Annotated in this window: 24 protein-coding genes; 2 read left to right on the top strand and 22 right to left on the bottom strand. The window is 65.1% G+C overall.

Annotated elements, in window-relative coordinates:
* Positions 1 to 5: 5 nt before the first annotated feature.
* From rpsH to rplN, 5 genes are read right to left on the bottom strand one after another with little or no spacing between them, the layout of a single operon-like run.
* Positions 6 to 401 (bottom strand): 30S ribosomal protein S8, encoded by a 396-nt coding sequence (rpsH, locus tag AC07OX_RS12105; RefSeq protein ID WP_062474816.1) that lies wholly within the window; start codon positions 399 to 401, stop codon positions 6 to 8.
* Between the two features lie 20 nt (positions 402 to 421).
* A complete protein-coding gene (gene rpsN, locus AC07OX_RS12110; protein ID WP_489061237.1) occupies positions 422 to 727 on the bottom strand; it encodes a 30S ribosomal protein S14 in 306 nt (101 codons plus the stop codon).
* A gap of 8 nt (positions 728 to 735) precedes the next feature.
* Positions 736 to 1275 carry a 50S ribosomal protein L5 gene (rplE, locus tag AC07OX_RS12115; protein WP_056576993.1) on the bottom strand — a complete coding sequence of 180 codons (540 nt, stop codon included), beginning with the start codon at positions 1273 to 1275 and terminating at the stop codon, positions 736 to 738.
* 11 nt (positions 1276 to 1286) lie between these two features.
* A complete protein-coding gene (gene rplX, locus AC07OX_RS12120; protein ID WP_062474813.1) occupies positions 1287 to 1619 on the bottom strand; it encodes a 50S ribosomal protein L24 in 333 nt (110 codons plus the stop codon).
* 12 nt (positions 1620 to 1631) lie between these two features.
* On the bottom strand, positions 1632 to 2000 hold the full coding sequence (gene rplN, locus AC07OX_RS12125) for a 50S ribosomal protein L14 (protein ID WP_009124801.1): 369 nt from the start codon (positions 1998 to 2000) through the stop codon (positions 1632 to 1634).
* A gap of 215 nt (positions 2001 to 2215) precedes the next feature.
* On the opposite strand from rplN, the gene AC07OX_RS12130 reads away from it, so the two are divergent.
* Positions 2216 to 3394, top strand: coding sequence for an esterase-like activity of phytase family protein (locus AC07OX_RS12130; protein ID WP_495261437.1), 1179 nt, complete (start codon positions 2216 to 2218; stop codon positions 3392 to 3394).
* Positions 3391 to 4248, top strand: a complete 858-nt coding sequence (proC, locus tag AC07OX_RS12135) for a pyrroline-5-carboxylate reductase (protein WP_495261436.1) — start codon at positions 3391 to 3393, stop codon at positions 4246 to 4248. Before AC07OX_RS12130 ends, proC begins: the two co-directional genes overlap by 4 nt.
* A gap of 13 nt (positions 4249 to 4261) precedes the next feature.
* Here proC and ubiA read toward each other — a convergent pair whose 3' ends face one another.
* The 17 genes from ubiA to tssH all read right to left on the bottom strand — a co-directional run bounded on the left by ubiA (position 4262) and on the right by tssH (position 26583).
* Positions 4262 to 5125, bottom strand: a complete 864-nt coding sequence (ubiA, locus tag AC07OX_RS12140) for a 4-hydroxybenzoate octaprenyltransferase (RefSeq protein WP_369645545.1) — start codon at positions 5123 to 5125, stop codon at positions 4262 to 4264.
* A gap of 89 nt (positions 5126 to 5214) precedes the next feature.
* Positions 5215 to 5799, bottom strand: a complete 585-nt coding sequence (locus AC07OX_RS12145; protein WP_495261435.1) for a Dps family protein — start codon at positions 5797 to 5799, stop codon at positions 5215 to 5217.
* 136 nt (positions 5800 to 5935) lie between these two features.
* The gene (locus tag AC07OX_RS12150; protein WP_062474802.1) at positions 5936 to 6901 is read right to left on the bottom strand and encodes a LysR substrate-binding domain-containing protein; all 966 of its coding nucleotides are present in this window, start codon (positions 6899 to 6901) and stop codon (positions 5936 to 5938) included.
* A 73-nt stretch (positions 6902 to 6974) separates the two neighbouring features.
* On the bottom strand, positions 6975 to 7718 hold the full coding sequence (locus tag AC07OX_RS12155; RefSeq protein ID WP_495261434.1) for a hypothetical protein: 744 nt from the start codon (positions 7716 to 7718) through the stop codon (positions 6975 to 6977).
* A 58-nt stretch (positions 7719 to 7776) separates the two neighbouring features.
* On the bottom strand, positions 7777 to 8040 hold the full coding sequence (locus AC07OX_RS12160) for a PoNe immunity protein domain-containing protein (protein ID WP_495261433.1): 264 nt from the start codon (positions 8038 to 8040) through the stop codon (positions 7777 to 7779).
* A 17-nt stretch (positions 8041 to 8057) separates the two neighbouring features.
* Positions 8058 to 8552, bottom strand: coding sequence for a PoNe immunity protein domain-containing protein (locus AC07OX_RS12165; protein WP_495261432.1), 495 nt, complete (start codon positions 8550 to 8552; stop codon positions 8058 to 8060).
* Positions 8553 to 9042: 490 nt separating this feature from the next.
* On the bottom strand, positions 9043 to 9354 hold the full coding sequence (locus tag AC07OX_RS12170; RefSeq protein WP_495261431.1) for a hypothetical protein: 312 nt from the start codon (positions 9352 to 9354) through the stop codon (positions 9043 to 9045).
* Between the two features lie 134 nt (positions 9355 to 9488).
* Positions 9489 to 9722, bottom strand: coding sequence for a hypothetical protein (locus AC07OX_RS12175; RefSeq protein WP_495261430.1), 234 nt, complete (start codon positions 9720 to 9722; stop codon positions 9489 to 9491).
* A 31-nt stretch (positions 9723 to 9753) separates the two neighbouring features.
* On the bottom strand, positions 9754 to 11067 hold the full coding sequence (locus AC07OX_RS12180) for a type VI immunity family protein (RefSeq protein WP_495261429.1): 1314 nt from the start codon (positions 11065 to 11067) through the stop codon (positions 9754 to 9756).
* Positions 11067 to 12122: a VRR-NUC domain-containing protein gene (locus AC07OX_RS12185; protein ID WP_495261428.1), complete on the bottom strand. Its 1056-nt coding sequence runs from the start codon at positions 12120 to 12122 to the stop codon at positions 11067 to 11069. The genes AC07OX_RS12180 and AC07OX_RS12185 overlap by 1 nt, the downstream gene beginning before the upstream one ends.
* Positions 12122 to 15022, bottom strand: coding sequence for a type VI secretion system Vgr family protein (locus tag AC07OX_RS12190; protein WP_495261427.1), 2901 nt, complete (start codon positions 15020 to 15022; stop codon positions 12122 to 12124). The genes AC07OX_RS12185 and AC07OX_RS12190 overlap by 1 nt, the downstream gene beginning before the upstream one ends.
* 153 nt (positions 15023 to 15175) lie before the next feature.
* The gene (locus AC07OX_RS12195) at positions 15176 to 15772 is read right to left on the bottom strand and encodes a hypothetical protein (RefSeq protein WP_495261426.1); all 597 of its coding nucleotides are present in this window, start codon (positions 15770 to 15772) and stop codon (positions 15176 to 15178) included.
* Positions 15773 to 15802: 30 nt separating this feature from the next.
* Positions 15803 to 16720 (bottom strand): DUF6708 domain-containing protein, encoded by a 918-nt coding sequence (locus AC07OX_RS12200; protein ID WP_495261425.1) that lies wholly within the window; start codon positions 16718 to 16720, stop codon positions 15803 to 15805.
* Positions 16721 to 16726: 6 nt separating this feature from the next.
* Positions 16727 to 20047 (bottom strand): T6SS effector BTH_I2691 family protein, encoded by a 3321-nt coding sequence (locus AC07OX_RS12205; protein WP_495261424.1) that lies wholly within the window; start codon positions 20045 to 20047, stop codon positions 16727 to 16729.
* Positions 20040 to 20984 carry a DUF4123 domain-containing protein gene (locus AC07OX_RS12210; protein WP_495261423.1) on the bottom strand — a complete coding sequence of 315 codons (945 nt, stop codon included), beginning with the start codon at positions 20982 to 20984 and terminating at the stop codon, positions 20040 to 20042. The genes AC07OX_RS12205 and AC07OX_RS12210 overlap by 8 nt, the downstream gene beginning before the upstream one ends.
* Before the next feature lie 11 nt (positions 20985 to 20995).
* Positions 20996 to 23821, bottom strand: coding sequence for a type VI secretion system Vgr family protein (locus AC07OX_RS12215; protein ID WP_495261422.1), 2826 nt, complete (start codon positions 23819 to 23821; stop codon positions 20996 to 20998).
* Positions 23822 to 23859: 38 nt separating this feature from the next.
* Entirely contained in the window at positions 23860 to 26583 is a 2724-nt protein-coding gene (gene tssH, locus AC07OX_RS12220) for a type VI secretion system ATPase TssH (protein ID WP_495261421.1), read from the bottom strand.
* Positions 26584 to 26608: the final 25 nt, after the last annotated feature.

A 26608-nucleotide genomic window follows, 5' to 3' on the forward strand; every position in this document is an offset into this window, starting at 1 on the left:
CTCGGTTAGGCGACGTAGCACAGAACTTCGCCGCCGACACCGGTGGCGCGCGCCTTGCGGTCGGTCATCACGCCCTTGGGGGTCGTGACGATCGCAACGCCGAGGCCGTTCTGGACTTGCGGAATGGAAGTGCTGGCCTTGTAGACGCGCAGGCCGGGGCGGCTCACGCGCTCAATGCGCTCGATGACCGGGCGGCCAGCGTAGTACTTCAGCGAGATTTCAAGTTCGCTCTTGCCGGCTTCGGTCTTGACCTGGAAGCCGTCGATGTAGCCCTCGTCCTTCAGGACTTGTGCGATCGCGATCTTCACCTTGGAAGACGGGACCGACACGGTGGGCTTCGCCACCATCTGCGCGTTACGGATACGCGTCAGCAGGTCGGCAATGGGATCACTCATGCTCATGTTGTTTGCTCCTGCCTGGCTTACCAGCTGGCCTTGGTGACACCGGGGATGTCGCCAGCGAAAGCCAGTTCACGGATCTTGGCGCGAGCCAGACCGAATTGACGGAAGGTGCCACGGGGGCGACCGGTGATTTCGCAACGGTTGCGCTGGCGCGTGGGGTTCGCGTTGCGCGGGAGCTTCTGCAGGCCCAGGCGGGCTGCTGCGCGCTCTTCGTCGCTCTTCTTCGCGTCGTTGGAAATTGCCTTCAGTTCCGCGTGCTTCGCAGCGAACTTGGCAACCAGCTTGTCGCGCTTGAGTTCGCGCTGGATCAAAGATTGTTTGGCCATGGTTCGCCTCAGTTCTTGAACGGGAAACGGAAGCCAGCGAGAAGCGCCTTGGCTTCTTCGTCGGTCTTGGCCGTCGTCGTGATGCTGATATTGAGACCGCGCAGGGCGTCGACCTTGTCGTACTCGATCTCAGGGAAAATGATCTGCTCTTTGACGCCGATGTTGTAGTTGCCACGGCCGTCGAATGCGCGACCCGAGATACCACGGAAGTCACGCACGCGGGGCAGGGCCACGGTGACGAAACGGTCCAGGAACTCGTACATGTGCACGCCACGCAGCGTGACCATGCAGCCGATCGGCTGGTTTTCGCGGATCTTGAAGCCGGCGATGGCCTTCTTCGACTTGGTGACCACAGGCTTCTGGCCGGCGATCTTGGTCAGGTCGGCGACGGCGTTGTCGAGGACCTTCTTGTCGGCGACTGCTTCACCCACACCCATGTTCAGGGTGATCTTGGTGAGACGCGGAACTTGCATCGGCGACTTGTAGCCGAACTTTTCCGTCAGGTCTTTCGCGATCTTTTCGCGATAGTGTTGTTGGAGACGTGCCATGTGAGTACCTCTTAGGCGAACTTGATTTCGTCGCCGCTCGACTTGAAGACGCGAACAGCCACGCGCTTGCCGTCGGCACCTTGGGTGACCTTGATGCCCACGCGATCGGCCTTGCCGGTCGCGGCATTGAAGATCGCCACGTTGGATTGGTGAATCGGCATGGTCTTCTCGACGATGCCACCGGTCGTACCCTTGAGGGGGTTCGGCTTGGTGTGCTTCTTGACGAGGTTGATGCCGTCGACGATCACATGCGAATCGTCTGCGCGCAGCGACACGACGCCGCGCTTGCCCTTGTCACGACCGGCCAACACGATGACCTGGTCGCCTTTGCGAATCTTGTTCATGGCGTTGTGTCCTTAGAGAACTTCGGGTGCCAGCGACACGATCTTCATGAACTTCTCGGTGCGCAGTTCGCGCGTGACCGGTCCGAAGATGCGGGTGCCGATGGGCTCCAGCTTGGCGTTGAGCAGCACGGCGGCATTGCCGTCGAACTTGACGAGCGAACCGTCAGCACGACGGATGCCCTTGGCGGTGCGGACCACCACTGCGCTGTAGATCTCGCCCTTCTTGACGCGACCACGCGGAGCGGCTTCCTTGATGCTGACCTTGATGACGTCGCCCACGCTGGCGTAACGCCGCTTGGAGCCACCGAGCACCTTGATACACAGGACGGATTTCGCGCCCGTGTTGTCGGCCACTTCGAGCCGGGATTCAGTTTGGATCATTTCTTGATATTCCCAACTTGTACCGGTGAGCCTCCAGGAGGGAGACACCGCGGTCAGTCTTGGGCCCGTCGTCCACGCCTCGAACCACTCGAGACGCTTCCGCTTTGGGCTGAAAGCTTCGCCTTTTGAAAGCGAAGCCCGCGATTGTGGCACCCATGCCGGGCGATGTCAACTGCCTCATCACGCGAACTTCGACAGCCGCTAGACTTTGTGGCGTGCGCGCCCCCAACCACCCCCTCGTTTCGCCGCCTTCCCTGCTGCGCCGACGCCTGCTGGCGGGCGGCGCGGGCCTGCTCGGGCTGGGATCGCTGGGGCTTGCGGGTTGCCGCAGCGCAACACCGGCGCCGGACACCGGCCAGCTGCAGCGCCTGGGGGAAGCCCGCTGGGCGCACCGACGCTCTATAGAGAGCACCACGGCAGGTGGCCTCTCCGGCATCGACTACGACCCCATCAAAGGTGAGTACCTGCTTCTCAGCGATGACCGGTCAGATCTGAGCCCCGTGCGCTGCTACACCGCACGTTGGCCCCAGCCGGCCGACGCAGCCCCGGAACCCACCGGCGTTGTCCAACTGCAACGCCCCGGCGGCGGCCCCTGGCCCGGCCGGCGCCAGGCGGTCGACGGCCTGCCCGTTCCCGACCCCGAGGCCCTGCGCCTGCGCCCCTCGGCCGGCACCCTGCTCTGGACCAGCGAAGGCGACATCGCCCGCGGCTTCGGCCCCGCCCTGTATGAATCGGCGCGCGATGGCCGCTTCCTGCGCGAATTCACCCTGCCGGCGATGTTTGCCCCGGACCCGGCCCAGCGCCGCGGCCCGCGCGACAACCAGACACTCGAGGGCCTGGCCCTCACGCCCGACGACCGGTCGGCCTGGCTTGCAATGGAAAACGCCCTGGTCCAGGACGGCCCCGTCCCGACCACCACCGCCCCCGGCGGCCCCTGTCGCTTCACCCAGGTCGACCTCGCGACCGGCCGCGCCGTGCGCCAGATCGCCTATGTGCCCGACGCCATCCCGCTGCGCCCGCTGGTGCCGGGCACCTACGCCGACAACGGCGTGAGCGAGGTGCTCATGCTCGACGCCCACCGCATGCTGGTGCTGGAGCGGGCCTACGCCACCGGCGCCGGCAATTCGCTGCGCCTGTATGAAATAGACACCCGGGCCGCCGACGACGTGCTCGCCATCGACGCCCTCGCCCCCGGCAACCACCGCCCGGCCGCCAAGACGCTCGTGGCCGACTTCGCCACCCTCGGCCTCTCGCGCCTCGACAACACCGAGGGCATGTGCTGGGGCCCACCGCTGCCCGACGGCCGCCGCCTGCTGGTGGTCGTGAGCGACGACAATTTCAACCCGCTGCAAGTGACGCAGTTCGCCGCCTTCGCCTACACCGACCGACCATGACCATCGCCGTGACCTTCCTGCCCCGCACCGCGCCGGGCCCCCTGCCCCCCATCGCCTTCATAGGCGGCGGCAACATGGCCAGCGCCATCATCGGCGGCCTGATCCAGCAAGGCGTCGCGGCCGACAACTTCGAAGTGGTCGAGCCTTTCGAGGAGGCCCGCACCAGGCTGGCCCAGTCCTACGGCATCGTCGCCAAGGCCGAGGCCACCGAGGCCCTCGCGCGCTGCGCCGTGGTGGTGTGGGCGGTCAAGCCCCAGACCTTCGCGGAAGCCACGCGCCCGGTGCGCGCCTTTGCCGGCGACGCCCTGCACCTGAGCGTGGCGGCGGGCATTCCGTCCGACAGCATCGCCCGCTGGCTCGGTACCGAGCGCGTGGTGCGCGCCATGCCCAACACGCCGGCCCTGGTCGGCAAGGGCATGACCGGCCTGTTCGCGCGGCCCGGCGTCGAAAGCGCGGACCGCGCACGCGTCGGCCAGCTGCTGGCGCCGACCGGCGAGCTGATCTGGGTCGACGCCGAACCCGCGCTCGACGCGGTGACCGCCATGTCGGGCTCCGGCCCGGCCTACGTGTTCTATTTCATCGAGGCGATGACCGAGGCCGGCGTCGAGATGGGCCTCACGCCCGACCAGGCCCAGCGGCTGGCCATCGGCACCTTCACCGGCGCCTCGGCGCTGGCGCACAGTGCGACCGAGCCGCCGTCGGTGCTGCGCGAACGCGTGACCTCCAAGGGCGGCACGACCTACGCGGCCCTGAGCGCGCTCGAAGCCTCCGATGTGAAGGGCCAGTTCAAGACCGCCATCCGCGCGGCGCAGAAGCGCGCGGCCGAGCTGGGCGAGGAATTCGGGCGCGGCTGACCCGCCCGGTGGGCTATCGGAGGGCGTAGCCCGCCACGATGCCCACGAACACCGCGAAGCCCAGCCAGTGGTTTTCGCGGAAGGCCTTGAAGCAGCCTTCCCGCGTGCGGTCATGGATCAGGCGCCAGTGCCAGAGCGCCTGCGCCACCGCCGCGGCAATGCCTACATAGAAGAGAACCCCCAGCGACCGGCTGGCACCCGCCCAGATCCAGACCGCCAGGAAGATCGCGTAGCTGGCCATCACCGCCGCCACGTCGAAGCGACCGAAGGTGATCGCCGAGGTCTTCATGCCGATCTTCAGGTCATCGTCGCGGTCCACCATCGCGTACTCGGTGTCGTAGGCCAGCACCCAGAACAGGTTGCCCGCCAGCAGCCACCAGGCAAAGGCCGGCACCGTCGACTGCACCGCGGCAAAGGCCATCGGGATGCCGAAGCTGAAGGCGATGCCCAGCACCGCCTGCGGGATCGACACGAAACGCTTGGCGAACGGGTAGATCAGCGTGATCGCCAGCGCCGCGAACGACCACAGCACCGTCGTGCGGTTGGTGGTGAGCACCAGCCCGAAGGACAGCAGCGCCAGCACCGCGCCCAGCCCCAGCGCCTCCTTGACCGACATCGCACCGCTCGTCACGGGCCGCTGGGCCGTGCGCTTCACATGGCGGTCGAAGTCGCGGTCGGCCACGTCGTTGACGCAGCAGCCCGCGCTGCGCATGAGGAAGGTGCCGAGCGTGAACACCGCGAGCAGGTGCCAGCCGGGCCAGCCGTCGGCCGCGAACCAGAGTGCGCCCAGCGTGGGCCACAGCAACAGCAGCCAGCCGGCCGGCCGGTTCCAGCGGATCAGATCGAGGTAGAGCGCAAAACGGCGGGCGAGAGGCATGCGGCGGACGGGCAGACGAAAAAAGAGCGGCCATTGTGCCGCTCTTGAAGGGACTCCCGGCGCACCGGGAGAGCATCAGGAAGACGTCATCAGTCCTCGAGCAGCGAGCGCAGCATCCAGGCCGTCTGGTCGTGCACCGTGCAGCGCGCGGTCAGCATGTCGGCGGTCGGATCGTCGCCGGCCTCTTCGGCCACCGGGATGAACTCGCGTGCGATGCGCGACACCGTTTCGTGGCCCTTCACGAGGATGCGCACCATCTCCATCGCCTTGGGCGGGGTCTGCGGCACGTCGGGCACGGTGGCGATCTTGCTGAACTCGGCGTACGAGCCCGGCGCGTAGTGGCCCAGCGCGCGGATGCGCTCGGCGAGCACGTCCGTCGAGCCCCACAGCTCGGTGTACTGCGTCATGAACATCGCATGCAGCGAGTTGAAGTGCGGCCCCGTCACGTTCCAGTGGAAGTTGTGGGTCGTGAGGTACAGCGTGTAGGTGTCGGCCAGCACGCGGCTCAGGCCTTCGGCGATGGCCGCGCGGTCCTGGCGTTCGATGCCGATGTTGATGATCGGCGCGTTGCGGCTGCCCGACTCCTGCGAGACGACGGCGCCGCCCTTCTTGGGCACCTTGCCGGCGGAAGCTGCGGGCGACGGGGACTTGGTTTTCTTCGAGGGTTTGGCCATGGCGGAGGGGTCTTTCTTGAAGTTGGGTGACAACACCGAAATTCTGAAAGCCGGCAGGCGGCTTCGCAACAGCTTCACTCTATCCCAGCGATCAGCGATCCCAAACAGCCCGCGCGTAGGCGAAGGCCCCGAATCGCTAGGAGAGTCGTTTGACACCCGGCAGCTCGCACGCGTAGATCGCGTTGCGCAGCGCCGCGATCGCCTCGTAGCGCGTGAAGGTGCGACGCCAGGCCAGCACCACGCGGCGCATCGGCGGGTCGCGGTCCTGCGCGTCGCGCACGGGCAGGTAGCGCACCATCTGCTCGGGCTCCTTGCGGCCCTTGACCTTCGGCTTGAGTGCCTCGGCCGGCACCGACAGGCGCGGCACCAGCGTCACGCCCATGCCCGAGGCCACCATGTGCTTGATCGTCTCCAGCGACGAGCCCTCGAAGCTCTTGCGGATGCCCTCGGCGTTGCTCGAGAAGCGCGCGAACTCGGGGCACACCTCGAGCACGTGGTCACGGAAGCAGTGGCCCGTGCCCAGCAGCAGCATCGTCTCGCTCTGCAGTTCTTCCGAGGTGATCGACTCGCGGTCGGCCAGCTTGTGCTTCACGGGCAGCGCCGCCATGAAGGGCTCGTCGTACAGCGGCGCCATCGCCAGGCCCGTGTCCGGAAAGGGCTCGGCCATGATCGCGCAGTCGATCTCGCCGGCGCGCAGCATCTCGAGCAGCTTGACCGTGAAGTTCTCCTGCAGCACCAGCGGCATCTGCGGCGTGCGCGCGATCACCTGGCGCACCAGGTCGGGCAGCAGGTACGGGCCGATCGTGTAGATCACGCCCAGGTTCAGCGGGCCGGCCAGCGGGTCTTTTCCGCGCTTGGCGATCTCCTTGATGCTGGCGGCCTGGTCGAGCACGCTCTGCGCCTGCTGGACGATCTGCTCGCCGAGCGGCGTCACGGTCACTTCACCGGCGCTGCGCTCGAAGAGCTTGACCTCGAGTTCGTCCTCGAGTTTCTTGATGGCCACCGAAAGCGTCGGCTGGGACACATAACAGGCCTCGGCCGCCTTGCCGAAGTGCCGCTCGCGGGCGACTGCGACGATGTATTTGAGTTCGGTGAGAGTCATAGCTTGCGTCAATTATGCGCAAGGGTCTGTGACCCGGCTGGGGCGGGGTTAAAAGCCGCGGGCTGCGCTGCGCTCAGTCGGTGCGGCTCCAGACCCATTGCACCGGCTGCCCGCCGCTCGAAGACATTGGCTCGCCCTTCGTGACCGCCGCGCTCACACGCAGGTCGGTCAGGCAGGCCCAGATGCCCGAGCGGGGGCACTTTTGGCCCGTGTCCGCAAACAGCAGCTCATCGCGGCGCATGCGGTGCCCCTGGACCTGCGCCGAGCCATCGTCCTGCACGGAGAACGCGACGCGGCCGGACACGGCACGCTCTTCGAAGATCTCGATGGCGCCTTGCAGGGCGATGAAGAAATCCCAGTCGGACAGATCATGCTCGGTCGCTGCGGCGGTGAAGTCGGACTGGTACAGGCGCTGATAGCGCTCGGCGTAGTAGTCCAGTTCGAAAACGACCTGGCCGGTCGCAGCATCCATCAACCGGAACTGACTGAAGCCTTGCCGCAAACGCCCATCGCCATACCGCGAAGGCGCGATCTCGCTGCGCAGGACGGGCGGGAGCATCACCACGGAGCCGTCGTCGCGCTTTTGGCAGATCTCGAACACGGCACCGTCCTCGGTGCGAAAGACGAACTTCTCGTCGGACGTCCAGTAGCTGTAGTAACGCTTGTCGTTCTCGATCGTGTAGCCGCCTTTGACCGGGAGGTCGGCGAGTACCGATGCGCCTGGGGGTTTCTCGGCGTCGTCGACTGGGCGCCAGCGGCCGGTTGTGGGGTCCAGGTCGATGAGGTCGGAGGCGGTGTGATGCAGGTAGAGCCACATGGGACTATTTCTTCATTCTGCTCTCGACAGGGTCCAGTGGCATCTTTCCTTGCCTCATCTAGGCGCCTGGCTTGAGGCGCTCCAGCGAGCGATTGGCCCGTGCCCAGTCTGCAAGGTCCTTGGGGTAGAGCAGATGATCACGAAAGCTGCTGTCGTCGATGTCGTGGATCACGCAGACGGCAGCGGCTTCGAAGGACCAGTAGCCGTAGTAGGGCACGTACTCGCCTTCGAATGCTGCGGCGCTTTGCCACGCGGACCGCTCAGGCGGTGGTCCGATCGCGACTTTCGGATCGGGACCTCCTCCTGGTTTCACCTCTTTCATCACCCTGAGCTCAGCTGTCAGAGCTTCGGGGAGGATTGATCAACGTCCCATTGCCAGAAGGTCGAGCCGTAGTCGCTGCCCTCGATGACTGGCATCACGTCGCCTTGTGTGAAATAGCGCCGGCTTCCCTTCGAGGCCGGAGTGAACCACCAACCTGCCTGCGGGCACAACTCGCCGCCAGGTGTGCGATTCGGACCGGACGGCAAAGCTTCGGCTCGATGCTTACGCGCCCAATCCACGAGGTCTTTCGGATAGACCAAGTGGTCTCGATAGCTGCTGTCGTCAATATTCCAGAGCACCGTAACAAGCGCAGCCTCGAAGGCCCAGTAACCGAAACAGCCAATTTGGTCCGTGTGGGTGCCGTGCCAGTAGCACTCCTTCATTCCCTTGTACCAACCGTCCAGGAACTCCTTGACCAGTGCGGGGCGGTCCTCGGCATGCTCTGCGATCACGGCCTTGCCCAACGGAGCGTAAGGTGCAAGGTGCAGGATGTAGCGCCCCGGATCTTCCATCGCGCCCGTGGCTCGCCCACGATCTGTTCGAAAAGGGTGTCACGGTTCCGGCTGAATTCACGGCCAATGTTCAGCCAACTCAGAACCTTGGGTACCAAATCGGGATGGCCCAGCAGCTTACACAGGGCCAGAAGCCACATGACATAGACGTAGGCCTCGATCTGCGTGATGGTGAGGGTGCGGGCTTCGCTTGGAGGCGGATTGTTGAAAGGGGATGTATCGGTCAAATGCTTCGATGACGGATGGAAGCTCGCGCGACAGGCTCTCGATAGGATGGCCTGCGGTGTAGCGAAGGATGAGGGGTTCAAGGGAGTACGACGCAACTCGCCATGCGGCACTCCTGCGAGCTTGCTCGCGAAGCTCGGAGTCGCCCGATCTCTTTGTGTAGTGCGCAATATCCTCGACCAAATCCAGATCACGCCCCTTGGCATGATCCTCACTGAGAAACCGCTGTCGTCGTACATCTTTGAATGCCATATCGTTTCCTGTGCTAGATACCACCACCGCCGGTTGATCCTTTGCGCGGCTTCGGCGTCATGCTCTCCAAGTCCATACCTGAGGCCACTACGTCAATAAGGACGTAGAGCTTGGTGTTACTGCCTGCAGCGCCGGGGAGACAAACGAAGAGCCAGCGGGCGTATCCCGTATCGTCAATCTGATCGATCTTTGCTCGCCGAAACGCCTTGTTTTCCGCTTTCGGATACTGCCGCTCCAACGCCAGCGGAATACGGTTCTCCGTCCACTTCACCCCCAACTGCTGCCCATCACAAGTGTTCTTCAGCCGATTCTTGGCCTCAAACACCACGAACTTCGGATAGGTACCGACCGGCGGTTTTTCGGCAAAGTCATATCTCGCCTGCAGCGGCTTGTCGATTGCCCGCGGACCATGGCGGCAAGTCCTGCCCGCTGTAGAACTGCTCGCTCAGCACCGGCCGGTCAATGTCGCCTTCGATGAACGACGCTGGCCACCGGTGCTGCCACGCGCAGCCACACCGACTGACGGTTGCTCGCATGCCGACCGGCCAGCCGCGACCAAGCTGCCTTGCGTGCCGTGCCCTGTTTGCTGGCGCTGCGCTTGCCATGAAAACGCACCTGCACGCGGCGATCATGCAGCGTGTGCACTGGGGAGGGACAGTCGTCGCCATCCACGCCGGCCACGAGCGCGACCAAGGCTTCGCGCGCTATGGGGCCGTCCTGAATTTCAGAGGTTCGGTGCAGACTGATCCAAGTCCCAATGCCAGAACGTCGAGCCATAGTCGCTGCCTTCGATCGCAGACATGACATCGCCAGCCTTGAAATACCTGCGGCTGCTCGTCTTGGCCGGAGTGAGCCACCAACCCGTTTGGGGACACAGCTGACCACCGGGAACAGAAGCGGGCGGTTTCTGTTCGTCCCTCTCAGGCGCGAGCTTGCCCCTTTGCTCGGCACTGGGCCAGTCGCTGTCGTCGTCGAAGCGACGCATCCAGCGCAGCGAACTCTCGTAGCCGAACCGGGGGTTCGGATCGCCGTCCCAGGGATCGAGCGTATTGAGGTTCAGTTCGTCGCAGCGGATCGGTCGGATCAGGCGGTTGGCCTTGACCAGCAGTTCCGGCACACCGTTTTCTACGGGATATAGGTCGAGCTCTCCCAATTCAATCCAGAGAGCGTTGGCACCATCGGGGTTGAGCTTATCCCGCGGATAGGACACCGCAGTGATCTTGATGCGTGGGTCGGCCAGTTCGGCGCGAATCTGATGCTCGGCCTTGCCCAGCTTGCGTTGCCATACCGGCGAGAGCATGAAGCACCAGGTCGGTGGCCGCAGGCCAGCGCCAAGTCGAGCCGGATTGACATAGCCATCGTCATCATCGTTGGCGTGAAAACCCATGGTCGACGGGTGATCAATGTCAAGTCCATAGAAGTAGTCAGCACAAATGCGTTCGAGTACATCGGACTCGTAGGCCCCCATCACGCTGAGGCCGCCGTTGCCAACCTCATGTCCCATGTATGCCTGCTCTGGGCGAAGCGACTTGATGCAGTCGAGTACAAACTCGCTCCATCGCGGCTGATGGCGATTCTTATACCAGTCGTAGCTGAAGGTCAGTTTTAGCGTGCTGTAGCCCATTTGGGGCACATGGCAAACACGTGATGAATAGGACCACAACGGTGAAGCATCCGGTGACTCCATGTCGGTCGCCATCAAGTAAAAGGTTTCGAACTCCTTTTGATGATGCACAGCTTCAGCTCGCAGGTCGGCCGGGAATCGACTGTCCCCCGCCTTGAGCCATACCTGCGTGCGTGACTTGAATAGAGTCCTGAAAGGCTCATCGATGAGCTGGCCAAAGCGCTCCCATACGCTGATGAACTTTTCCGCCACCGCCATGTAATCTTCGGGCTGGTGATAGACATACAGCGTCACATAGGGACATATGGCAAGTTCCCGCCCTTCATTGCCGTAGAACCACTGCGGGGCAATCTTGCTTTCACGGATGAATTCCGCAATCTCTTCGTCGTTCAAATACTTTCGCGCAGTGCTCATCAAAAACCTCTCTTCTTACCGTGTGGTGAGCGCCCGCCAGGCTTTCTCTGCTCCTGCTGGGTTTCCTCTTTTTTGCTGTGCTGGTCCGGGTCCTTTTTCCCGTGCACCGCAATGTCCTCGGGGTATCGAAACAGCGACAATCGACCGCCAGAACTGACGGGCTTGCCCTGAAACGTGACGGGCGCACGGCGGGTCTTGACTTTGGCTGCCCCTTCAAGCATGAATTTGTACGCTTCGAACTGCTTCGCCTCAATTCGATCCCCCGGAAACTTGATCTCCACGATGGCAAAGATGTTGCCCTTGTCAGGTCGCTGATGGCGATATTCTGAAATCATCAGGTCGGCCGCAATACTGCCCTTGCGATATTGAAACGGGCTCGGGTAGAAGGGGTTGATTTTGCCAAGCCGCTTGAGCTTGGAGGTGCCCTCCGCAGGATGATCTTCGAACCCGGGGGGAGGCCCGAAGTTGACCTCGCATTTCAGAGGGCTTGCCCAACTCAGGCACTCGTCCACGAACTCGAACAACAGGTTGACCGCCAACTGCTTCAGCCGGATCACCAGGAATGCGTCGAGCTCTATGTCGCTCAGTTCCTCGACCGACAGTGCCAGCAATTCTTCGAGGACCTTGCGCTTGGCCTTGGGCAGATCCTTGATCGATACCCCCTTTTTTCTCCGCAGACTCAGGATGGGCATGCGGTCGGCAGCGGCGCACACCTGGCTGATCGCATCACGAAATGGAATCTTCTGCTCGATGGCCGCGTTGATGGTGGCTTCCGTCGCGCCCCGGCCTGTGGCCTTGCGGGTGTTCTGCCCCTGCGGATCGGCCGCCTCGAGGGCCAGCAGAATCGCAACTTCTTCCTTTTCCTCGATCTTCTGAGCAATCTCTTCCTGGATACTCTGGATGACCTTGCGAACCTCTTCCTTGGCCTTGCCGATGTCGCCCTTGTATTTCTGGACGCCCTCGTACAGATCTTCGGCCAACTCCCCCAATTCATGAACCGTGATGGCAAGGGCGATCAGTTCGAGAACGCCCCAGACGATGGCAGGTACGGGCATTACGCTGCCTCGCTTTCGGAACCACCGTTCAATGCCGCCGCGCTTCGCGTCTCAGCTTCCCGAGCCTTGGAATCGAGCACCGACGACCAGCTCTCGGTCACTCGTTCGCTTTCACGCATGATGGACTTGTAGCCCTTCAAGCCAATGGACACTTCGCTGTTGATCATGCTGGTCTGACCTGCCTTGGAGGTGTCGCCACTCTCCAACAGTTCATGATACCGGCCATGAATTTCGTAAGCGTAGAGCTCAAACGGGCGGTTGTCAGTCTTGAACAGTTGATAGTCGGCCTTGTAGGGCCCCTGATCCAGGCGGGACTCCGTAAGTTCGGTTTTCCCCACCGGCAGCACCGGCAACTCCGCCGGATTTCCCTTAGGCCCCACAAAACTCTTGCTCGTTCCCTTCACATCCAGTAGCCCCGGCATCTTCAACGTGATGTTCATCCCATCCAGTTCGATGCTCGTCTGCCCCCCCTTGAGCGTTACCTTCTGCTGCGCCAGCACGTGGATCTCGTCATTGCTGCTGGTGACCGTGAAGCCTTCCTTGGCCAGCCATTCGAGTTCGTCGGTGTGCGCCTGCACGCTCACCGGCCCGTCTTGCGCGATGACCTGGATGCCGCCCTTGTGGCTGTAGAGTCCCACGGATTTGGCAGCCGCAAAGCTCACGGTCTTGCCCGCCGCGATGTGGGCCTGTGCCTGCGCAGTCCAGTGGATCGCCTCGCCGGCGTACACAGTCGCGCTGGCGGGCGTGGCCATGTTCAGGCTCATGGCTGCATCGAGCACCATGAGCGGCCGGGCGAAGGCGGGCACCGGGTCTTGCCCTTCACGTGAATCTGCGCCCTCTCCACCTTTCGGCTCGCGCGCGTCCTGTCCGTTGACGTTGCCGGGATAGTGCCCATTCTTCTGCGGATCGATGTCGTCGATGAGCGGCTGCAGCAGCGCCGTGGCGCTCAGCGCCAGCGCCTTCGCACCGCCGGCCGCATCAGACAGCTTCTGCGCCTCGCGCAGCGCGCCCGCGAGCTGGTCGCGCACGCTGGTGGTGTCCTGAACGCTGCCCGCCGCGCGTTCCTGGGCCAGCGTGGAGATCAGCAGGCCCTCACCGGCGCGCGTGGCGACCCAGGCGTCGGAGCGCAGCTCGGCACCGCTGCCGCGCCAGGCGCCGCGGCTGCTCTCGTCGGGCGACTGGGCGTTGAGGTGGCCCAGATTGAGCTGGCTGGCCGCGTGCGAGCTGGCCAGGCGGGTGCGCACCTGTCCGGGCGCGTCGTCGGCGATCCACTGGTTGTAGCCACTGCCGTCGAGCGCGCGGCTGTGCCAGCCCGAGAGCACGCCCGCATGGTTGGCGGATGAATCGGCGCCAGCCGACCAGGGCGGTAGGTCCTGTCCGTTGTACAGCTGCTGAGCGACCACCGGCCGGTCGATGTCGCCTTCGATGAAGGACACGAGCACCTCGGAGCCCACGCGCGGCAGGTGGTGTGCGCCCCAGTTCGGGCCGGCAACGGGTGCAGCCACGCGCAGCCAGACGGACTGGCGGTTGCTCGCGTGGCGACCGGCGGCGACGAGGCTGCCTTGTCCGCTGCCCGTCGATTGCGGCTGGCCCGCACGCTGGGCCTGCCAATGGAAGCGCACCTGCACACGATGGTCGCGCTGGGTGTGAACGGCGGTCGGCGCCTCGTCGTCATCGCCGCCGACCACGAGCGCGACCATGGCCTCGGGGGCCGTAGGCTTGGGTCGCCACAGCGGCACGACCTGCGCCTCGGCCGGCTGGGCCTCGAAGCTGTTGCGGTAGCTGCCCTTCTCGAGTTCGCCGGCCTCGAGCACCTGCGCGGCCTGTGCGCCGAGGTTGTTGGCCGCTTCGTGGCGCACGCGCAGTGCGAGGAATTTGCGGCCGTCGTAGCGGTCGTGCTGCGTGAGCGTGAAGCGCTCGCCGGCACCGAGCTGTCGCACGCTGCCTGCGGCGCCGTAGCGCTTGATGCGCGATTCGAAGGCCACCAGCTGCTGCTCGGCGCGGCGGGCGGCGGTGGCGCTGTCGGCGTAGCGCTGCGCGCCAGCGCCGTCGTAGTGCTCCAGCACGGGCACCTCGCCCATGGCCAGCGCGCTCTGCACCGCGCCGGTGGGGGCTTGCAGCACGCTGGCGTCCCAGGCGTTGCGCATGACGGCGTTGGTGGTGACCTGGCGCCGGCTGCTCCAGGCGGTGATGGCGTCGGTCGCTTCGGTGGCGTCGACGCGGTGGAAGCGGATCTGCGACAAGGCGCAGTCGGGCGGGGTTGCCGCGCGGTCGAAGATCACCAGGCGGTGGTGCGAAGGCGTGGTGTTGCCGCTTCCGCTGCCCGTCGACTGCTGCTCATGCTCGAAGCGAAAGCTCAGGCCCTCTTCCGCCAGCAGGCGCAACACGAAGGCCAGGTCCGATTCGCGGTACTGCACGCAGGTGGGCCGCACCGGCATCTCCTGCGTGACGTCGAAACTGAAGCTCGCGGTCGTGTGATCGGCGAACACTTCGCTGACGATGTCCTGCACGTGCTTGGCGGCGTACACGAAGCTGTCGCGGCGCAGGCCCAGCGCGGCGAGCCAGGGTTGCAGATGCAGCCGGTAGCGCGCCAGGCCGCCGTCACCGCCCAACGCATCGACGGCCGTGAGGTAGCCGTGCCAGGTGCGAAAGCTGCCGTTGGCGAGCAGCAGGCGCAGGCTCAGCTCTTCGCCGATCAGCGCGAACGGGTCGAACTCGCTCGAGGTGGCGAGGGTGTCGATGGTGAAGTCGAAGAGCTCGTTGACGCCTTCGCTGCCGGTGAAGCGCTCGACGACGACGGCGTTCTGCGGCGCCGACGCGGGCAGCTGCAGCTTGATGAGCCGCGCCTGCTCCGAGAGCCGCGCGACGTTCAGGCCTTCGAGTTTCCATGGCGTCGGCATGAAGCTGCTTGATGTGTCTGATGACATGGATATCCACCTCCCTGGTGTCAGTGCCGGTCGTGCCGGCCTTCGTTCGATGCATGGCCGCGCGCGATCTTCTCGCCCTGTCGGTTCAGGGGTTGGTCGATCGACATCGCGTGGACCGGAAAAATCCTAGTTCGCCAACGTTGCATGTGCGTTTGCTGTGCCACAGCTGAATGTCATGACCGCAGGCGGCGGAAACACGGTGTTCGATCCGAACAGCCAGTAGCGCCTTGCATTGATCGTGACGGTCTGAGTGAACGAGCCTGTCAGCCCCAAGTCGGAGGCGGTCGGATTCGTCTCGTCGAAGCTCAAGCTTTCCGCAGACTGGAATGGGTCCTTGGGAATGTTGAGGACCACATGGATGGCGGCTGTAGGAATGGTCTCTTTGCCCAGACGAATGCCGAACCAGCTGCGCGTCACAAACGTGGAGGACTTTTCCAGCCACGCGTCATGCACCGAGCAATCACCAAAAGACGGCGCATCGAAACGAAGCTTTGCCAGCAGCCTCCCCTGGGCCCGGCTCTCGTCGCTCGATACCGCGGTGGATATGTCGGAGGTGCTCACGTTCACCCTATAGCCGCGATAGGCCACCGCCGATGCAATAAGGAGTGCTACAGCACCCGCAGCAAGCAGCGCGAATCTCTTCACAGGCCGCGGGCGCCGCATGGCGCGGGAATACGGTCGGCGGATGTCATGACGGTCATTGCCTCCACTGATCTGGGACATGAAAGGGCTGTCTCGCATGGCAGGCGTCCGTCATTCGCGAATGCCTGCCGAACGACGCACCTCTTCTTCGCTCAAGGCCAACCCGCCAGCGGCGGCGATGACCTCTGGCGGGAATTGCGGCAACTTGCCCGTTCCCGAGCGCCGCAGGCTCTCGCCCGGCTGGATCGGCGGGCCGCCCTCTTCCATGTAGCGTCGAATGTGCTCGTACAGGCGCCAGAGCAATTCATCCTCCCACCAGCCCTTGTAGCCAATGGTCACGATCTCCTGGCATTGCCTGGGTTGCCTGGGGTCGCCCCACAGCAACGCCAGCAGATAGGAAGAGCGCGCCGCTTCGCCCGTGATCTCGGTGAGTTGGTAGCTCCGCGCATAGGCGTCGTCCCAGCGGCAGGTCTTGACTTCGCCAACGCCTGCGCGCTGCCAGACCTTCCAGAACTTCATCGGAATGACGGTGAAGAACGAAACCTCCCTGGTCTTGCGATTGAAGAGAACCGGCAAATCGCGGGGCGTCAGGAATCCGACTCTGAAGAAAAAGATGGCCGCGACCAGAAAGAAGAGCGCGGCCATCGTCGAAACCATGGACATCAACAAGTTCAGAACGTAGTCCGACCTGCTTGAATCCAGATCCATGATGGATTCGCACGCGCCCCATCCGAACATGCAGGCAGCGAATCCGACGAGGACTGCGTACAGCCCCATCATGAATGTGATTTCGGTCGTTCCTGCCGGTGCGCCCACAACGATGGCGTTCGGATGAATGCCCAACAAGGAATCGCACGAACTCGCCTTCCCATGCACGGGCTCGCGCTTTTCACGCGAGGCGATGCGCCAAGGAGACTTTCCTCCCAGCAGGCTCTTCTTCTGGACTTTCTCGACGAACTCAAACTGCGGGTCGGGCGCATTCCATTGCGGCAGCCGAATGTCGTAGTCCGGATTGTTTTCACGGCTCATGATCTGTCACTTGGCGAGTGACTCATCGACAATGAGCTCGCCTCCTTCAGGTGCATCCCAGATCCTCACATTGCCCTTGATGCCGCTCATCGCGTCGCGGCTCATTTCCACCCGTCGAGTGATCGATTCATCGTTGATTTCCAGCGGAAATATCTTGGTCTTCGGCCCTTCGACGATCTTGTCCTGCGCGTTCAATTTCCACTGCTTGCGCTGATCCGGCGTGCCAGTCACTTCAAACCCGAGTTCGTATTTCACCAGCTCACGCAACTGAACCGGGATGAACAGGCGCGTCCATGCTTCGTATGTGTCCGTGGGAACGTTCACCAGGATCGGGGCCATGCCAACCGAGCGTCCTTGCAAAGTCGTCTTGATTCCCGCATAGAAATCGACGCGAACACCCAGCAAGACCTTGTTGAGTTCATTCTGTTCCCTCTGCAGATTTCCCCACTTGTCACTGGCTTCGCCCCAGATGCTTCGCTTCACCCATTCGACAGTGGGCGCATCGTTCAGCAACATGGCGATGAAACCCGCAATCAAGCCCAGCCCGAGAAGCAGCAATCCCCACCCCGTCCAGGACAAGCCCCAACCGGCCGCCACGGTTCCCGTGATCCAGCCTGCAGTTCCGGCCACGTACATTCCACCGGCGATGGCTGCACCGACAAAGAACAGGCTTTGGGCAAGATACAGGGCCGATGCATCGGAATCTCCTTTTTCTTTTTCATTTCTGTGCCGCAAGAAGGCACTCACAGCGTCGAATAGAAGCGATATCGCCGACGCGCTCCCCGCCACCAATTTCAATCCCAGCGCCGACGCCGTCTTGCCGAGTTGCTTCGCGTACGCCTCGCTGATTTCCAGCAGCGCGCCGGTCACGCCCAGCCCCGTCGTCAGCAAGGTGATGCTGGCGTAGGTGCGCTCTTCCTGCGTACCCGTCTCGAGCGTGTGCCAGGTCTTGCTGATGGACAGCACCTGCAGCAGCGCGCCGGCCGCGGAAAACGTCGCACTGCCCTGCTTGAATACGGCCATGCTCTCGCGCATGACGTCCGAGCCCGTCTTGCCGACCCGGCGAGCGAAATCGGCCACGGCGTCGGCCGACGCACCGGCCGCTGCCCGCGCGTCCGAGCCGGCCTTGGCCCCGGCCGCAGTGGCCGCATCCACCGCCCCCGGCGCGGCGGCGGCACCCTGGCGCACGGCGACGTAGACGTCGATCAGCGCGTTGGCCGTGCCCGGCCTGCCGCCGACGTTGAACCACATGGCGCCGCCCAGGACCAGGCTCTTGACCTGCTTGCTGTCTGCCGCATCGGCAGCGCGCTGCGCCAGGCCCCGCACCAGCCCCATCTGCTGGCGCCAGTAGGCGGCCGCCTTGTCCAACGAGATGCTGAATTTGTGCACGGTCACGCCCGCGGCCTTGCCCAGCGTGTTGGTGATCGATTCGGTCAGTGCCTGCAACTTGTCGCGCAGCGGCGCCGGCAGTTGCTGGAGCTTGTCCAGCGCCATGGAGGTGGCGCCCACGACGGTCAGGGTCAGATGGCCATAGGTGGACGCCAGGTTCTTCAGCAGCGGCAATTGCTGGGCGAGCCAGCGTATCTCGGGCACGGCACGCAGCAACGCCTTGTCGCCGGCCGGCAAGGGCGTGCCGGCGGCGACCGCTTTCTCGATTTCCTCGATCAGCTTGAAGAGGTTCTTGATTTCCTTGTGGACCTTGGTGGGTTTGAAGGCCTCCTGGAAACTCTCGAAAGCCGACTTCTGGTTGCCCAGCAACGACCGCACCAGCAATGCCTCCTTGTCGTTGGGGTCCTTGAGCAGGAAGTCCTTGAACCACTCGGTGCCCTTGTCGGTGATCGGCCCGCCATGGGTGCACATGCCCACCGCGGCGGCGTAGAAGATGCCGTCACTGGGTGTCGCCTCGTCGAAGTCGAAGCCGGTGATCAGCTTGCGTTGCTCGGACTGCAGCCAGACCTGGTAGTCCAGCTCCAGACGTTCGAGGCGTTGGCGGTCTTCCTTGATCTTGGTCTGGTAGCTGCCCAGGAAGGTGCGGTGGGCGGGTTTGCGCTTGCCCCCCGTGACCCCGTCCAGAATGTCTTCTTTCAGGCTGGTGGCCTGCCGGTCGATCTGCGAGGCGCTGGGGAAGCTGATGATGCCGCGCCCATACACGCGGGTGCGGCCATCGCCATTGATGTCGTAGGGGTTGTATTCGTACTTGGGCTCCAGGGTGGCTTCGGGCGGGAGCTTTCCTGCCGCCTTCATGTCCTTGAACTCCTTTTCGCCGACCTCCTTGCCATTCAGGCCGGCGTACTGCGGATCGGTCAATGGCGCCTTGCGCGCCTGCGCCTGCTCGTCGGCCCGCTTGAGAAGCCCTTCGATGGTCAGCGCCGTTTGCAGCTTCTGGTAGCCGGACGTCTGCGTGATGACCCATTCGGCGGCATCGTTGCACAGGGTGATGCGACGCTGGGCGGTTTCCGCGGTCGCACCGATCGGGTCGATCAGGCCGACGATCATGACATCGTTGGGCGAGTAGGGCTTCTTCTTGCTGGCCTGGTTGCCGGCGGCCAGGATTCGCTGGGCCTCCGTATGCAGGGTGCCGGCCGTTTCCGGGCGCGTGTGGGCCACGCCCGGCTTTCCGGAACCGGGCAGCGGTGCAAACGGGTTGCCGCGAAGCGCCGATGCAGGGCGGCCGGGATCGTAGTCGGCCACCGCGGTCTGCACCAGCTTGTCGGTCAACGGCAGGGATTGGCTGCACGATGCGTCGGGCGCATCGATCTTGGTCATTCGCTTGCGACGCAGCGTCTTGTCGTTCCCGTACAGATGCCGAACCTCCGGGCTCCAGAGATGGTCGCTGTAGGCCACCCAGACCTTGCCGGCGTTCTTGGCGTCCTGGATCACGAACAGCATCGCGCTGGCGTACGCGGCGGTGCGACTGCAGGAAAAGGCCTCTTCGTCCTTGCCCGAGGCCGAGCCTTCGAGAGGGTGCGGGGTGAGGTAGCCACCTTCATGCACCTTGAAGGCTTCCCAGCCGCGTTGGCTCTTCAGGGTCGGGGTGTGCGACTTCTCGTAGTAGGCAATGACATAACCGGGGCGCAGCGTTCTGGCGACATGCCCCGACGTTGGCAATTGCGGCGCCGGGATCTTGGAATCCATCAGCACCCGGGTCGTTCCGCTGCGCGCCGCGTTCTCGGCATACGCCTTGTCGGCCACACCAGGACGCACCAGAAGCACCGGGAGGCCGGCTTTCTCGCAGGCCGGGCAACCTCCTGTCGCGCAGGCGGGCGTGTTGGCGGCCGCCTTGTTCGCCGCCGCCGAGTAGGAATTGAGGGCCATGGTGCTAGCCAAGGTGTTCTCCCTGTGCAGTCTGTTGGATGGAGGCCGGTGCGAACGCCGGGTCGAGCTCGGCCCGGATGGCGTCCCAGCCTTGAGGGTCGGGAATGTCGTCGAGCGCCTCGGCGAGCGATGCATCGCCTCCGATGGCACGCGCGATGGCCGTGCGCACGGTCGGGTGTGTCGTCAGCTCGGGGTGGATCTGCAGGACGTAGGCGCCCAGCAGGACCCGGTCCTGTCGATTGACCACGCCTGCGGCAATGACCGCATCTGCGGCCCGCGACGCCTGCTGCAGGTGGTCGGCCGGCAGCACGCCGGCAAAGCGCTGCCAGCCCCGCAGGAGGTCGTGCACCGTTTCGCTCTTGAGCGCATGGTTCCATTGCGCCGTGCTGAACCGGGCCGACGCCGGGTCTGGACTGGCATCGGACTGGAAAAGCACCAGCTGCGTGCACCTGTCGAGGCTGTACCAGCGTTGCACCGGGCCGAGAAGGCTAGCCTGCTGTGCCGGCGTGAGTACAGGCCACATCCACTGCATGACCCTGCGATCGGCCCAGCGGATGAGCTGCGAACTGCGTTGCCCCCAGAACCCACCTTGCATGACGCGTGCAAGGTGGCGAACCAGCGCGTCCACTGGCGCGGCAGTCAACAGCCATCCGCCGAGCGCGAACCCCTGCGTGCGCTCGGAGTCTGGATCGGCCTGTTCATCTGCTGCCTGTGCCAAGCTGGCTTCGAGCAGCCGCGTGTCATGCGGATGCAGGTGGATCAGGCGGGGGAGTTGCCTTTCCTTGAGCAGCGGATGGTGAACGGGGACAGGCCATGTCTGGCGCGACTCCGCTTCCAGCCACTCGGCGGGAAAGGGCTCGCGCAGCATCGGGTCGATCAGCACGTAGGCCGAGAGCGTCTCGTCCTCCTGCAATGATTCACCCAGTTGCCTGGCAAGGCGTTCAAACATGGGTGGCTGCCTCACAAGGCGACGGCGCCGCTGGCCGCGGCGTCGTCTTGTTTGGGGCACGGTTGCAGGTCACTGCCGGAGAGCGAGTTGCTGCTGCTGTCCCCTTGCGGCCCCACGAAGTTATGCATCCCCCTGAACGTCACCTTCCCCGGCGCATGGATCTTGATGCTCGATCCCTCCAGCCTGATGTACGCCCCCGCACTCGTCAGCAGCACGTGCTTGGGCGCTTCCACGGCCACGTCCTTCGCCGTGCTGGCGATCGTCACCTTCTTGTCCGCCGCGATCTTCGTGGCGCCCGCCTGGCTCTGCAGGCTCACCTTGCCGCTGGCCGCATGCAGTGCAATGCCGCGCTCCTGGTTCGGTTCGCCGCCTTCTCCAGCCTTCGCCCCGACGGTGTACAGGCTCACCCCCTTGGCCACGCTCACCGCGATCTGCCCCTGCGCGGGCAGGTCGACATCCTGGCTCGCGACGATGGCGGTGTGCTGCCCGCTCACGGCGATCACTTCCTTCGGCGTGACGAAGCCGATGCCCATGGGCGCGCTGAACTGCAGGTGCGGCTCGCTGTAGGCGGTGACGCTGCCGTGGCCGCCTTCGGTGGCCTTGATCTCGCCGCCGCCCGATCCGTTGCTTGATGCCGCAGCACCGCCCTCCTGCTTCGCCTCCAGCACTTCAGCCACATGCTTCAGCGCGGCGATGGCCGGCAGCTCGCCCGGAGCGCCTTCACCCTTGATCTGCGCCTTCTGCGTCTGCGCACTCTGGGCGAGTGACGTTGCAAGTTCTTCGGCCTGTTTCGTCTGCTGCTGTGCTTCGCGGCTCGCCATGAACGCGCCCTTGGCGTTCGGCTGGGCATACGCGCTCACGAGCAGGCCGGCGCCCGCGCGGATGGCGCCTTGCGCGGTGGTCGCCAGCTCGGCACCGTGGCCGCGGCCCTTGCCGCGGGCGTTGTCGTCCTGCTGCTTGTGGTGGCCCAGGTGCAGGCGGCTGCTGGCCTGGGTGGTGGCCAGGCTGGTGCTGCCCTGGCCGGGGGTGTCATCGAAGACGAGCTGGTTGTAACCCCCGTCGCCGCTCTGGCTGGCGCTCAGCTCCTGGGTCTTGATGCCGCTGAAGACGGCGTTGTGCGCGTGCTCCTTGGCGCCCTTGCCTTCGCCGGCGAACCACGCGGGCGCATTGCCGGTGGACTGGGCGGCGCCCGCGGGTTTCTGGTTGTGCTGGGCGTCGACCTGGCCGGCGCCGTTGTACAGCGCGGCGACGACCACGGGGCGGTCGATATCGCCGTGGTGGAACTCGACGAGCACTTCCTGGCCCACGCGCGGCAAGCTCATCTGGCCCCAGTTGTCGCCGGCGGCGCTGGCGGCCACGCGCACCCAGGCGCCCAGGCGGTCGGCGGCGGGCGCGTTGTCCTGGCCGTCGGTGCGCGACTGGCGCGCGCTCGACGCACTGCCGCGCTGCCAGTGGAACTGCACCTTGATGCGGTGGTCGCGGTCGGTGTGCACCGGCGCATCGGCGCCGCCCACGCCGATGACGATGGCGCTCTGGCTGCCGTGCACGCTGGGTTTGGGATGGATGCGCTGGCCGTGGCCGTCCAGGCTCAGCGGCCGGTAGGGGATGGCCGCGCGCACGGTGGTGAATTCGTTGCGGTAGTGGGTGACGGCGTCTGCCTTTGCGTCGGCATTGCCGCTGTCGAGCTCGGTGGCGATGTCGGGCAAACCCAGTCGCTCGCCGATGCCGGTCTTCAGGTCTTCGTCGAAGTTGTTGCGTGCGATGTGGCGCACGGCCAGCACGGCGAAGCGGCGGTCCTGCTCGCTGTCCTTGTCGTGCTGCTCGTGTCCGCTCAGCGTGAACGTCGTGGCGGGCGCCAGGGTACGCACGGCGCTGCGGCCTTCGAAGCGCTTGTTGCGCAGCTCCAGTGCCTGCAGGGCGTTGGCGAGCAGGCGCTCCCCCTGCGCGGAGGTCTCCCAGCCGTAGGCGCCGGGGTCGTCGCTCCAGTGCAGGGTGCGCTGGCCCGCGGCGCGGCTTTGCTGTTGCACGGGGCGTGCGTTCACGCTCTTGTAGTCCCAGCTCTGCTGCGCGAGGCTGTTGGTCTGCAGCTGGCGGTGGCCGCGCCACTGCTGGATGGTGTCCTCGCGCTCGCTGGCATCGGCGCGATGGAAGCGGATGGTGGCTTGCGCGTTGGCGCGGAAAGCGCCGTTGTGGTCGGCGATGACGAGGGTGTGGCTGCCCAGCGCACCGTCCTTGCCTGTAGCGTGTTCGAACCAGTAGCACAGGCCCTCTTCCGCCAGCAGCCGCGCGACGAAGTCGAAGTCGCTTTCCTGGTACTGGGTGGTAATGCCGCGCACGGGGTAGATGTCGCGCTGGGCGATCTCCCAGCGCCATTGGGGCACGAGCTGGCCCTGGCTCTGGTAGCGACTGAACACGGCATCGACGATGTCGAACACGTTCTGGTGCTGGAACAGGCAGCTGTCCTGGCGATACCGCAGGAAGGCCATCCAGGGTTCGATGACGAGCCGGTAGCGCGCCATGCCGCCGTTGCTCGACACGCACTCGGCCTCGCTCACATGGCCATGGAAAGGGCGCAGCTCGGTGCGGCTTTGCGCGGTCTGCAGATCGAGCCGCACGCCCTGGCCGATGAGGGTCTTGAGTTCGATGTGCGCGTCGTCGCTCAGCGCGGTGAGTTCGAAGCGAAAGCCGCCGCCGTCGATGCTCTCCACGCCGTCCAGGCGCTCGGCCAGCAGCTTGTTCTCGCCCAGCGGCGTGTGCAGCACCAGCAGGCGATCGCGCTGCGTGGTGCCCGCGCGCATGAGCCCGCCGAGCGAGGCCGATGTGAAGGTCGTCGTCATTGTTTTTGTTCTCCCGTGGGCACGCGCGGCGGCTGCGCCTAGGTGATCCGGTAGCGGAATTCGCCGCCCTTGCCGCAGCTGGCCTTGATCTTGGTCAGCGGCGTCTCGTCGGCCATGCGCGTGAGCACGGCCTCGGCAATCTCGGGCAGCAAGGTGCCGTTGAGGATGTGGTCGACGTTGCGCGCGCCCGAGTCGACCTCGGTGCAGCGTGCGAGCACGGCCTCGACCAGCGCGTCGTCCCACTCGAACACGGCCTTGTGATTCGTCGCGATGCGGTCGCGGATGCGGCCCAGCTTGAGCGCAATGATCTGCTCGAGCACCGCATCGGTGATCGGATAGAACGGCGCCACCTTCATGCGGCCGAGAAAGGCCGGCTTGAAGGCCTTCATGAGCACGGGGCGCAGGGCCTCGGCCAGCGCGTCGGGCGCGGGGCGCTCCTCGTCGGCCTTGTTCAGGCACGCCTGCATGATCTGCGACGAGCCGATGTTCGAGGTCAGGATGATCAGCGTGTTGCGGAAGTCGATCTCGCGGCCCTCGGCGTCGTCCATCATGCCCTTGTCGAACACCTGGAAGAACATCTCGAGCACGTCGGGGTGGGCCTTCTCGACCTCGTCGAGCAGCACCACGCTGTAGGGCTGGCGGCGCACGGCCTCGGTGAGCACGCCGCCTTCGCCGTAGCCCACGTAGCCGGGCGGCGAGCCCTTCAGGCCCGACACGCTGTGCGCCTCCTGGTACTCGCTCATGTTGATGGTGATGAGCTTCTTCTCGCCGCCGTACAGGATGTCGGCCAGCGCGAGCGCGGTCTCGGTCTTGCCGACGCCCGAGGGGCCGACGAACATGAACACGCCGCGCGGCTTGTTGGGGTCTTCCAGGCGCGCGCTCGCGGTGCGCACGCGCTGGGCCACGGCGGCGAGTGCGTGGTCCTGGCCGATGACGCGTTCGGCCAGCAGCGTATCGAGGGCACGCACGGTCTTGATCTCGTCCTTGACCATGCGCCCCAGCGGTACGCCGGTCCAGGCCGAGACGATCTCGGCGACGACATGGCCATCGACTTGCAGCGGCACCATCGGCGTGGTGCCTTGCAGTGCGCGCAGTTCGGCCAGCAGGGCATCGAGTTCGTCGCGCGCGGGGTCTGCGGCGGTTGCGGCCTTCTTGCGGCTCGCGGCGCGGGCCGGTGCTTTCTCCGCCACGGCGGGTGCGGCCTCGGGCTGCGCGGCCGACTCGTCGCGTTGCGCACGCAGCGCGCGGATGCGTTCGACCAGCGCGTTCTCTTCGGCCAGGCGCTGCTGGCTCGCGGCCAGCTCGGCCTGCAGCGCGCCCTTCTTTTCCGCGAGTTCGGCCAGGCGCGCTTCATGGCGCCCGCCGGCCGCGGTGTCGCGCACCAGCGCGGCGCTCTCGGCCTCGATGCGTTCGAGGCCGCGGTTCGCCTCTTCGATCAACGCCGGCGTTGCGCTCTGGCCGAGCGCCACTTTCGCGCACGCGGTGTCGAGCACGCTCACCGCCTTGTCGGGCAGCTGGCGTCCGCTGATGTAGCGGTGCGACAGGCGCACGGCCTCGGTGATGGCTTCGTCGAGCACGCGGATGTTGAAGTGCTTCTCCATCAGCGGCACCATGCCGCGCAGCATGGCGGCGGCGAGCGTCTCGCTGGGCTCCTCGACCTTCACGACCTGGAAGCGCCGCGCGAGCGCCGCGTCCTTCTCGAAGTATTTCTTGTACTCGCCCCAGGTGGTGGCGGCGATGGTGCGCAGCTCGCCGCGCGCGAGCGCCGGCTTGAGCAGGTTGGCCGCATCGCTCTGCCCGGCCTGGCCGCCCGCGCCGATCATGGTGTGGGCCTCGTCGATGAAGAGCACGATCGGGTGCGGGCTCTTCTTCACTTCGGCAATGACGTTCTTCAGGCGGTTCTCGAACTCGCCCTTCACGCTCGCACCGGCCTGCAGCAGGCCCATGTCCAGCGTGTGCAGCGCCACGGCGCGCAGCGACTCGGGCACGTCCTGCGCGGCGATGCGCAGTGCCAGCCCTTCGACCACGGCCGTCTTGCCGACGCCGGCTTCGCCCGTGAGGATGGGGTTGTTCTGGCGCCGGCGCATCAGGATGTCGATGACCTGGCGGATCTCGGTGTCGCGGCCGATGACGGGGTCGAGCGCGCCGTCTTTCGCGCGCTGCGTGAGGTTGGTGGTGAACTGGTCGAGCGCGGGCGTTTTGCCGGGCACGCCCGCGGCCAGCGGGTCGGCCGGCGCTTGCTGCGCATCGCCTTCGGCGGCTTCGCCCGAGGCGCCGGCTTCCGCCGCTTCGCTCGACCCGTCGGTGAGCTTGTCGAAATCGTGCTTCAGGTCTTCGAGGCGGATCTTCGCGAACAACGGAGAGCCGCGCTGCGCCAGCTGCGCGAGGTCGGGCTGCGTGAGCAGTGCGAGCAGCAGGTGGCCCGAGCGGATCTGTGCCGCGTGCGCGTCGAGCGAGGCCAGCAGCCATGCCTGCTGGAACAGCTGCTGCAGGTGCTGCGAGAACACGGGCGTGCGCGTGTTGCCGTTCTTGAAGGTCTGGATCTCGCGCTCCAGGTCCGACTGGATCGCGGTGGCGCTGATGCGGTTGGCGCGCAGCACGCGCGCGAGGTCGTTGTCGGTCTGCTCCAGCAGCGCCAGGAACAGGTGCTCCAGGTCGACCTCGTAGTGGCCGTGGGCCAGGCACAGGTTGGCGGCGCGCTGCGTGGCCATGCGGGCGCTGGCGTTGAGCTTGGTGATCAGTGTCTTCAGCGAGGTGCTCATGAGCGGTGGTGTTCTTCTGTCGGTC

Source organism: Variovorax sp. GW821-FHT09D07, assembly GCF_059416345.1.

Excerpts from the sequence above, each read along its gene's own strand:
- rpsH (WP_062474816.1), bottom strand. The coding sequence starts at position 401 with ATGAGCATGAGTGATCCCATTGCCGACCTGCTGACGCGTATCCGTAAC.
- rpsN (WP_489061237.1), bottom strand. The coding sequence starts at position 727 with ATGGCCAAACAATCTTTGATCCAGCGCGAACTCAAGCGCGACAAGCTG.
- rplE (WP_056576993.1), bottom strand. The coding sequence starts at position 1,275 with ATGGCACGTCTCCAACAACACTATCGCGAAAAGATCGCGAAAGACCTG.
- rplX (WP_062474813.1), bottom strand. The coding sequence starts at position 1,619 with ATGAACAAGATTCGCAAAGGCGACCAGGTCATCGTGTTGGCCGGTCGT.
- rplN (WP_009124801.1), bottom strand. The coding sequence starts at position 2,000 with ATGATCCAAACTGAATCCCGGCTCGAAGTGGCCGACAACACGGGCGCG.
- proC (WP_495261436.1), top strand. The coding sequence starts at position 3,391 with ATGACCATCGCCGTGACCTTCCTGCCCCGCACCGCGCCGGGCCCCCTG.
- ubiA (WP_369645545.1), bottom strand. The coding sequence starts at position 5,125 with ATGCCTCTCGCCCGCCGTTTTGCGCTCTACCTCGATCTGATCCGCTGG.
- AC07OX_RS12145 (WP_495261435.1), bottom strand. The coding sequence starts at position 5,799 with ATGGCCAAACCCTCGAAGAAAACCAAGTCCCCGTCGCCCGCAGCTTCC.
- AC07OX_RS12150 (WP_062474802.1), bottom strand. The coding sequence starts at position 6,901 with ATGACTCTCACCGAACTCAAATACATCGTCGCAGTCGCCCGCGAGCGG.
- AC07OX_RS12155 (WP_495261434.1), bottom strand. The coding sequence starts at position 7,718 with ATGTGGCTCTACCTGCATCACACCGCCTCCGACCTCATCGACCTGGAC.
- AC07OX_RS12160 (WP_495261433.1), bottom strand. The coding sequence starts at position 8,040 with ATGAAAGAGGTGAAACCAGGAGGAGGTCCCGATCCGAAAGTCGCGATC.
- AC07OX_RS12165 (WP_495261432.1), bottom strand. The coding sequence starts at position 8,552 with ATGGAAGATCCGGGGCGCTACATCCTGCACCTTGCACCTTACGCTCCG.
- AC07OX_RS12180 (WP_495261429.1), bottom strand. The coding sequence starts at position 11,067 with ATGAGCACTGCGCGAAAGTATTTGAACGACGAAGAGATTGCGGAATTC.
- AC07OX_RS12185 (WP_495261428.1), bottom strand. The coding sequence starts at position 12,122 with ATGCCCGTACCTGCCATCGTCTGGGGCGTTCTCGAACTGATCGCCCTT.
- AC07OX_RS12190 (WP_495261427.1), bottom strand. The coding sequence starts at position 15,022 with ATGCCGACGCCATGGAAACTCGAAGGCCTGAACGTCGCGCGGCTCTCG.
- AC07OX_RS12195 (WP_495261426.1), bottom strand. The coding sequence starts at position 15,772 with ATGTCCCAGATCAGTGGAGGCAATGACCGTCATGACATCCGCCGACCG.
- AC07OX_RS12200 (WP_495261425.1), bottom strand. The coding sequence starts at position 16,720 with ATGAGCCGTGAAAACAATCCGGACTACGACATTCGGCTGCCGCAATGG.
- AC07OX_RS12210 (WP_495261423.1), bottom strand. The coding sequence starts at position 20,984 with ATGTTTGAACGCCTTGCCAGGCAACTGGGTGAATCATTGCAGGAGGAC.
- AC07OX_RS12215 (WP_495261422.1), bottom strand. The coding sequence starts at position 23,821 with ATGACGACGACCTTCACATCGGCCTCGCTCGGCGGGCTCATGCGCGCG.
- tssH (WP_495261421.1), bottom strand. The coding sequence starts at position 26,583 with ATGAGCACCTCGCTGAAGACACTGATCACCAAGCTCAACGCCAGCGCC.